Origin of the sequence: Streptomyces sp. NPDC058008 (genome assembly GCF_042886395.1) — a bacterium.
Lineage (GTDB): Bacteria > Actinomycetota > Actinomycetes > Streptomycetales > Streptomycetaceae > Streptomyces.
In genome coordinates this window covers 198,994-207,197 of the sequence record NZ_JBHVQX010000014.1, presented here as the reverse complement: position 1 = coordinate 207,197, position 8,204 = coordinate 198,994, and the positions used below count along the sequence as shown (strand labels likewise).

5 protein-coding genes are annotated in these 8,204 nt (G+C 69.9%); 2 read left to right on the top strand and 3 right to left on the bottom strand.

Annotated features, from left to right (window positions below; all coding sequences use genetic code 11):
• Nucleotides 1–138: 138 nt before the first annotated feature.
• Nucleotides 139–3,015 carry a glycoside hydrolase family 48 protein gene (locus ACFVS9_RS16700; RefSeq protein WP_389932927.1) on the bottom strand — a complete coding sequence of 959 codons (2,877 nt, stop codon included), beginning with the start codon at nt 3,013–3,015 and terminating at the stop codon, nt 139–141.
• Between the two features lie 1,315 nt (nt 3,016–4,330).
• Between ACFVS9_RS16700 and ACFVS9_RS16695 the strand changes: the two genes are divergently transcribed.
• Entirely contained in the window at nt 4,331–6,073 is a 1,743-nt protein-coding gene (locus ACFVS9_RS16695; RefSeq protein ID WP_383118444.1) for a glycoside hydrolase family 6 protein, read from the top strand.
• Nucleotides 6,074–6,119: 46 nt separating this feature from the next.
• Here the strand turns inward: ACFVS9_RS16695 and ACFVS9_RS16690 are convergent, their stop codons facing one another.
• Nucleotides 6,120–6,923, bottom strand: a complete 804-nt coding sequence (locus ACFVS9_RS16690; RefSeq protein ID WP_389932924.1) for a VanZ family protein — start codon at nt 6,921–6,923, stop codon at nt 6,120–6,122.
• A 62-nt stretch (nt 6,924–6,985) separates the two neighbouring features.
• On the opposite strand from ACFVS9_RS16690, the gene ACFVS9_RS16685 reads away from it, so the two are divergent.
• Nucleotides 6,986–7,486 carry a tetratricopeptide repeat protein gene (locus ACFVS9_RS16685; protein ID WP_383118442.1) on the top strand — a complete coding sequence of 167 codons (501 nt, stop codon included), beginning with the start codon at nt 6,986–6,988 and terminating at the stop codon, nt 7,484–7,486.
• Nucleotides 7,487–7,791: 305 nt separating this feature from the next.
• On the opposite strand, the gene rpmG is transcribed toward ACFVS9_RS16685, so the two are convergent.
• A complete protein-coding gene (gene rpmG, locus ACFVS9_RS16680; protein WP_383118441.1) occupies nt 7,792–7,956 on the bottom strand; it encodes a 50S ribosomal protein L33 in 165 nt (54 codons plus the stop codon).
• Nucleotides 7,957–8,204 lie beyond the last annotated feature (248 nt).

Here is an 8,204-nt window from a genome sequence, read left to right as displayed (position 1 = left end):
ATTTAATGCCCTTTATCAGCCCCCGGGCCCCCCGCGCGGGGGGGGGGGGGCGGGTCGCGGGGGGGCCGGGTCGGGTGGGGGGTTTCCGGCCGGCGGCGGGCCCCGCCGGCGGCCGGAAACCCCTGGTACCGAGGTCACTCACTCCAGGAGGTCGGCGTACGCCCCCAGGGCCAGTGCGACGTCGGTCTGCGCCCAGAACCGGTGGTAGGTGAAGACCGGAGCGGCACCGCCGTCCAGGTAGGCCTGCACCTTCGGCCAGTTCGGGTCGTCCTTGTAGAACGACCGGATGGAGAGGAACGTCGAGTTCTTGTCGATGGTGTCCCCGTTGGGCATGGTGCCCGTCCAGCTGTTCGGGACGTACACCGGGTCGTCGAAGCGGTTGTAGTCGGCGCGTGTCTCCGGCACCGCGATCCCTGCGCCGTCCTGGTAGTGGCCCCACATACCGTCGAGCAGTCCCTTGGCCGTGGCCTTCGCCTCGGCGTCACCGGACCTGGCGGCGTAGTAGGTCAGCGTCCTGGCGTAGGCACCGGCCACACCGACGTCGTTGGTGTAGTCGGCGACGGTGACGTGGAGTGCGGAGTTGGCGCCGGGGCTCGACGCGTTCCATGTGTCAGGGGCACCGGACCACTTGAGGGTGGACGGCATGAGGTAGGTGCCGTCCGGGTTGACGGTCGTCTCGGACAGGGCCCAGTCGACCCACTTGTCCAGGACGGCCTTGGCCTGGGCGTCGCCCGACTCGTGGTAGTACTCGGCCACGCGCTCCATCGACCAGGCCTGGAAGCCGAACCACTGGTTGGACGGCGGGTCGTGGTAGACCGGCTTCTCGTCGTAGTACATGCCGTAGAAGGTCGGCGTGCCGGCCGGGGGCTGGGCGTAACTGCCCTTCCAGCTGTTGGTGGCACCGCCCGCGATGGCTCCCTCGTCCGACTGGAGCCACTGGTAGAAGTCCAGCTGCCGGTCGAGGCTCTTGGCCCAGTCCTGCTGCCCGGTGGCCGACTTGGGTTTGAGGTCGGCGACGGAGCTCAGCGCGTAGGCGGCCATCGGGTTCTGGTAGCCGCCGTGGGCGTGGCTGGATCCGATGCGCCAGGACCAGCCGGCCGAGGTGTCGGTGGCACCGCCCCAGGCGTAGTACCAGGACATCAGGTAGTGCGCGCTGTCCTTGCCGCTGCCGGCCGGGCAGGTGGTGGGACCGACGCAGTTGCCGACCTTCTTGAAGTACTTGTCGAACATGGAGTAGCGGAGGTAGTCACCCATCTTCGCCGCCTTGCCGACGGTCGCGGAGACCTGGCTCGACTTGCCCTGCTCCTTCGCCCAGACGTCGGCCCAGTAGGCGGCCTGTACGGCACGGGCGTCCGCGTCCGGGGCGTTGGTGAACTTCCACTGCTTGGCGTAGGAGGCGTCCCCGGTGAACAGGTCCAGGTAGCCGTTGCGACCACCGTAGGTGAAGTTGTCGCAGGTCGGGTGGGTGACGGTCTCCCAGACCGACTCCTGGGGCCCGCGCTGGAAGGTGTTGATGTACGACGGCCCGGTCGCCGTGGGTCCGGCGGAGCACGTGCCGGGTTTGTTGCCGTATCCGTAGACGTTGTCGACGTCCTGGATCCAGTGCATCCCGTAGATGTCATCGGTGCCGTACGCGCTCTTCAGCTCGGCGGCGATGGGGTCCGCCCCGGAGGCCACCGAACCGTCCAGGACGGCCGGGTACTCGTTCGGTGTGTCGTGCTCGGGCGCGTAGGTGGCGGGCTTCGACGCGTTGTAGAAGGAGTTCGTGGGCTGGTCGGCGTGCGTGGGGATCATGTACTTCTCCATGGTGTCCCACGCACCGTTGAACTTCGTCCAGTCCCCCGTGATCTTCCCGTACATCGCCTGGAGCCAGATCAGGTAGCTGTAGGCCTCCGACGTCGTCTCGTGCCCCTGGTCGGGCGCTTCGACGATCAGGGTCTCGACGGAGTGGTAGGGGATGCCCTCCGAGGAGAAGTAGCCGTTCGCGGGGTCGGTGATCTTCCCGTACAGGTCGAGGAAGCGGGCGTCGTAGTCCTTCGCCGCGGCGAGCTGGGTGACGGTGACCTCGGCCTTGCTGTGGCCCGGGGCCGTGACGGTGAAGGTCGCGGCACCCGATCCTGACGGGGAGGCGGCCACCGTGACCTTCTGCGGCGTGGACCAGTTCGACGGGGTGAACGTCAGGCCGGCCGCGCCGGAGACGCTGAGTCCCGTGTTGCCCGCGGTGCGCGCCACCGTCGCGGTGACGTTCGCGGAGGGCGCGGTGGACAGTGACACGTTGAAGGTCCCGGACTTGCCCTGCTGCACGCCGAGTTGGGCGGGTGTGGCGACGACGGCCGGGCCGGCCACAACGGTGATGCCCGCCGGGGTGGACTCCGCGGACGCGCCGAGGCTGTCGTAGGCCCTCGCGTACACCGAGTGGGCGCCCGCGGAGAGCCCCTGGGCGCTGAAGGTGTAGGGGGAGGTGGTGTCGGTGCCCAGCAGGGTCGTGTTGTCGTAGAACTCGACCTTGCTGATCCCCGCCCCGTCGGCGGCGGCCGCGGTGGCGGCGAGGGGGACAGCGTCTCCGGCGGAGAAGACGGCGCCCGCCGCCGGACTGGTGAGGACGGCGATGGGGGGCTGGTGGGCGCCCACGCACGCGGTTCCGTTCACCGCGAAGGCGGTCGGCGCGGCGTTGGAGCCGCTGTAGGAGAACTGCGCGCCCGTCGTGACGGCGGCGCCCGCGGCGACGGATCCGTTCCAGGCCGCGTTCTTGACGGTGATGTTCCTGCCCGACTGGGACCAGGTCCCGTTCCAGCCGCTGGTGAGCTGCTGGTTGCCGGCGTAGGCGTAGGTCAGGGTCCAGCCGTCGAGGGCGGCGGTGCTCCTGTTGGTGACGGTGAGTTCGGCGGTGAAACCCGAACCCCAGTCGTTCGCCTTGTAGTCGACGCTGCACTGGACCGCGGCGGCCTGGGCCGGCGTCCCGGATGCGGCGGTCATTCCCAGGGGGAGGGCCAGCGCGGCCACCAGTGCGGTCATCAAGCGTCGGTTTCCGGCTCCGGTTCTGCCCGGTCTTCTCGGTAACCACGTTCTTCGTGCGCGTCCCGATGGCATGCGCGGTACCTCCTCGCGGCTCGGCGACATGGGGGGCGTGCGGGGTTGAGCACAAGCCTTGAACCAGTGGGAGCGCTCCCAGGATGGGGAGGGGGGAAAAGAGAGTCAAGAGACTTGAAGAGTCGAATTATTTCGATAGCAAGAGATGAGAACAGGTGTGTTGACCGACACCACTTGACGCTCTAACGTCAAGCCACACCAGTGGGAGCGGTTCCACCAGTCGACGTGCCGTAGGGGGCACGCCCGGTCTGCAAGGAGTCGCTCATGCGTTTCTCCCCGCACCTTTCGCACGTGTTCAAGCCACCCTCCGGGGTGGTGCCCGACATGGCCGGAGGCACCCGCACGACCCTGGTCACGGCTTCCGGATCCGACCTCGTACGCACGGTGGAGAGCAGCACCGCGCGCCACCGGGGTGGTGGTCACCGGGTCAAGGGCACCGCGGCCGGCGACGGCCGGGGCAGGACACGGGCGAGCGGTACGGGCGCCACGGCGGAATCCCCGGCCCCCTGCGCGGGACCGGGCCCGCTTCCGGTGCGCGCAGGTCCGACAGCACACCGCGCACCACGGATCCGACCGGCACCACCGGTCCGCCGGATCCGCCGTCGCTCCTGACGGTCAGCCAGGAACCAATGCCCGCGGCAACGAGCTCGCCGGTCACGCCTGCGCACGGACGGGCGCCGACGGGAACAGCCGCCCCGAACCCCCGGACGAGGAGTACCACTTGGCCTGAGGACCACGAACCGCTGTACGCGGCCGACCGGAGGAGAACTGTCCGGAGGACCGGGCCCGGCGGGGCCCGTGCCCCGGCACGGCGCCCCCGGACGGGCGGCACCGGACCACGGGGCCCGTCCCCCGGTGACCACGCCGCCCTCGCGACGCGTACGCCGACGACAGCTGCCCCCGCGGGACCACGGGCACCCACGCCCGGCGACCCCCGTGAAACATCCACCATCCCGGCATCGACGCGGACGGGCGACGCCGGCACTTCCCCACTCCGCACCGTTCCGACCATGGTCCCTCTCGCGCGGGCGGGACGGGCCGGAACACCTGCCCCGGCGGCTTCACCGCCCGGGTCACGCAGGGGTTCGACGGCGGAAGTCCCCTCCCGGACGGGCCCGGAACACCTGGGACCACTCCACGGCCCCGTCCTCGACCAGCGACACGACTGTATCCCCACCCGTACGGAACCGGGCCGCGTGATGACACACGCGCCCTCGACAGCTGAGGAAACGGAAATCGCATGAGCCGCACGAGCCGCACCTCCCTGCGCCGATCCCGGATGGCACTCATCGCCGCGGGAACCCTCGTCGCCGCAGCCGCGGGCTCCGCCGCCGCGGCGGCCCCCTTCGGAGCCTCCGCCGCAGCGGCGGCAGGCTGCACGGTCGACTACAAGATCCAGAACCAGTGGAACGGTGGACTCACCGCCGCGGTGAACGTCACGAACAACGGTGCCGCCGTCACCAGTTGGCAGCTGGAGTGGTCCTTCGCCGGCGGCGAGAAGGTCAGTCAGGGCTGGAACGCCACGGTCTCGCAGGCCGGTGCAGCCGTCACCGCGAAGAGCCTCTCCTACAACGGCGCTCTCGCCACCGGCGGCTCGGCCTCCTTCGGGTTCAACGCCACGGGCAACGGCAACAGCACCGTACCCACGACCTTCAAGCTGAACGGTGTCACCTGCAACGGTGACACCACGGGCCCGACCAACCCGACCGACCCCACGGGCCCGCCCGCGGGGAACCGTGTCAACAACCCGTACGAGGGCGCCAAGGTCTACGTGAACCCGGAGTGGTCGGCGAAGGCGGCCGCCGAGCCGGGCGGCAGCCGCGTGTCGAACCAGCCGACGGGTGTCTGGCTGGACCGCATCGCCGCCATCAACGGCGTCAACGGCGGAATGGGGCTGCGTGACCACCTGGACGCGGCCCTGACCCAGAAGGGGTCCGGCGAACTCGTCGTCCAGCTCGTCATCTACAACCTGCCCGGACGCGACTGCGCGGCTCTCGCCTCCAACGGCGAGCTCGGCCCCACCGAGCTCGGCCGCTACAAGACGGAGTACATCGACCCGATCGCGGCGATCCTCGCCGACTCGAAGTACGCCGGCCTGCGCATCGTCACCACCGTCGAGATCGACTCGCTGCCCAACCTGGTCACCAACACCGGCAGCCGTGCGACCGCCACCCCGGCCTGTGACGTCATGAAGGCCAACGGCAACTACGAGAAGGGCGTGGGCTACGCGCTCAACAAGCTCGGCGACGCGCCCAACGTCTACAACTACATCGACGCCGGACACCACGGCTGGATCGGCTGGGACGACAACTTCCGCCCGTCGGCCGACACCTTCAAGGTCGCCGCGACCTCCGAGGGCGCGACGGTCAACGACGTGCACGGCTTCATCGTCAACACGGCCAACTACGGTCCGACGAAGGAGGACCACTTCACCATCAACGACTCCGTCAACGGGACGTCGGTGCGCCAGTCGAAGTGGGTCGACTGGAACCGGTACACGGACGAGCAGTCCTTCGCCCAGGCCTTCCGCAACGAACTCGTCTCCGTCGGCTTCGACTCCGGCATCGGGATGCTGATCGACACCTCGCGCAACGGCTGGGGCGGCACGGCACGTCCGTCCGGTCCCGGTGCGACGACCAACGTCGACACCTATGTGGACGGCGGACGGTACGACCGCCGCATCCACCTCGGGAACTGGTGCAACCAGGCCGGAGCCGGTCTCGGCGAGCGGCCGAAGGCGGCCCCCGCACCCGGCATCGACGCGTACGTCTGGATGAAGCCCCCGGGGGAGTCGGACGGTTCGAGCAAGGAGATCCCGAACAACGAGGGCAAGGGATTCGACCGGATGTGCGACCCGACGTACACCGGTAACCCCCGCAACAACAACAACATGTCCGGGGCCCTGCCCAACGCCCCGGTCTCCGGGCAGTGGTTCTCCGCCCAGTTCCAGGAGCTCATGAAGAACGCCTACCCGGCGCTCTAGCTCCACGCCGGCGGGTTCCGGGCGCTCCCCCGCCCGGGCCCTCCCGTCAGCCGCGCCACCTGTCGAGCAGAGCGCGTCCGCGAGCCACCGGCGCGGACGCGCTCCGGCGTGCGCCTGTACCGGCCTTGGCCTTGGCCCCGGCCTTCGGCTTGCCCAGGGACGTGGACGTGGCAGCGGCTTCGGCCGTGCCACCGGACTTGGAGGCCCCGGGCTTCGGCGTGACGACGGGCTTCGTCCTCGTACCGGTTTTCGCCTTGGCCCGCGGCTTCCGTCCCGGGGCGGTCTTCACTCCGTCCCTGGCGCCCGGCGCGGCCTTGGCGGTCCTCCCGGCGGCGGGCTTCGCTGCACCCGCCGCGGCCGGCACCTCCGAAAGGGCGTGGTAGCGGTGGCTGATACGCCGTCCCACCAGCAGGTATCCCAGGAGCGCGCCGGCGGTGTTGAGGATGACGTCGTCGACGTCGAAGGCGCGGCCCGCCACGAGCGCTCCCTGCGCGAGCTCGATGACCGCGATGACGAGGACGGTCAGCACGGTCATCCGGATCATCCGCAGCCTGCGCGGCACCAGGATCGGGATCAGCACACCGAACGGCGCACCGAGCAGAAGATTTCCCCCCGCCTGTTTGCACGCGGCGAGGAAGGTGTAGTCCTCCGCGTACTGGCGCAGCGAGCGCCCCGGCTTCAGGTTGGAGTGCACGAGGTCCTCGGACGCCGGTGACGGTGTGAGCGTCACCTTCGCCAGGACGACGGAGAATGCCACCAGCGCCAGAAAGGCCGCCACCAGGACCGCGGCGCGCAGCAGCCGCCGTCCCACACCGATGCGTCGTGCACGAGGATCCGCCTCTGCTGTCATGGCGGAACGGATGCCCCCAACCCCGGCGGCCACACCCCCGGCCCGGGTGCGACGATGTGCGCATGAGCGCACGGAACAAGGACGAGCTGCTGGCGGAGGCTGTGCGGCTGCGTGAGCAGGGGCATCCCGAACAGGCGAGGGAGCGTCTCCTCTCCCTCACGGCCGCGTTCCCGGAGGCGGTGGACGTCGCCTACCAGACCGCGTGGGTGCACGATGTGCTCGGCCTGGAGGCCGAGGCCGTGCCGTACTACGAACGGAGTCTTCAGGGCGGCGGGCTCAGCGACGAGGACCGCAGGGCAGCTCTTCTGGGGCTCGGCAGCACGTATCGCGTCCTGGGCAGGTTCGGGCAGTCCGTGGAGACGCTCCGGCGCGGGGTGTCGGAGTTTCCGGACGACGGGGCGCTGCGGACCTTCCTGTCCATGGCGCTGTTCAACACCGGCGAACACCACGAGGCCATGCAGCTCCTGCTGCGCCTGGTCGCCACGACGAGCGACAGTCCGCACGTACGGCAGTACCGGCCCGCCATCGAGCACTACGCCTCGGATCTCACGCGGACGATGTGAGCGCGGGGCGTGCGGCGGCGGACGGGTGCCGCACCGTGCGGGCCCCGGACGCCCGAGCCCGTCCGGGACATCGCGTGGACAAAGGAGAAGCCCCGGCCGGATCGGGGGAATCCAGCCGGGGCGGCTTGTGCGCGGAAGGGAAGACCGATCACTGCTCGGCGGGCTGAGCCCAGCCACTTCCACGTATAGATGAACGATAAACCACCGCGCGCCGTTCCCGCGCACCCGCCCCCTTGATGTGATTCACGCCACGACCATGCAGGCCGGGGGCACCGGGGGCGGGAGCAAGGCCGGGCAGGCGATCTTCAGCGAGCCTCTCGGAACATGACGTGACGCCCGGCGACCGGGTCGAACTTCCGCAGTTCCAGCCGGTCGGGGTCGTTGCGCCGGCTCTTCCTCGTCGCGTAGGTATGGCCGGTTCCGGCCGTCGAACGGAGCAGGACGACAGGCCTGGTCTCAGTACGCGCCATCAGGACCTCCAGACAGGATCCGACCCCGCCCCCAGGATGGGAATGGGTGTCGTTTTCGATTCTGGTTGACAGAACACGCATCCCGCCGCGGTCATTCCCGCTCCGAAGGCCCGGCCAGCGGGCCGGAGGGTCGGCCTGCGGACCGGAGGGTCGGCCTGCGGGCCGAAGGGTCGGCCTGCGGGCCGAAGGGTCGGCCTGCGGGCCGAAGGGTCGGCCTGCGGGCCGGAGAGTCGGCCGAGAAGCTTCCC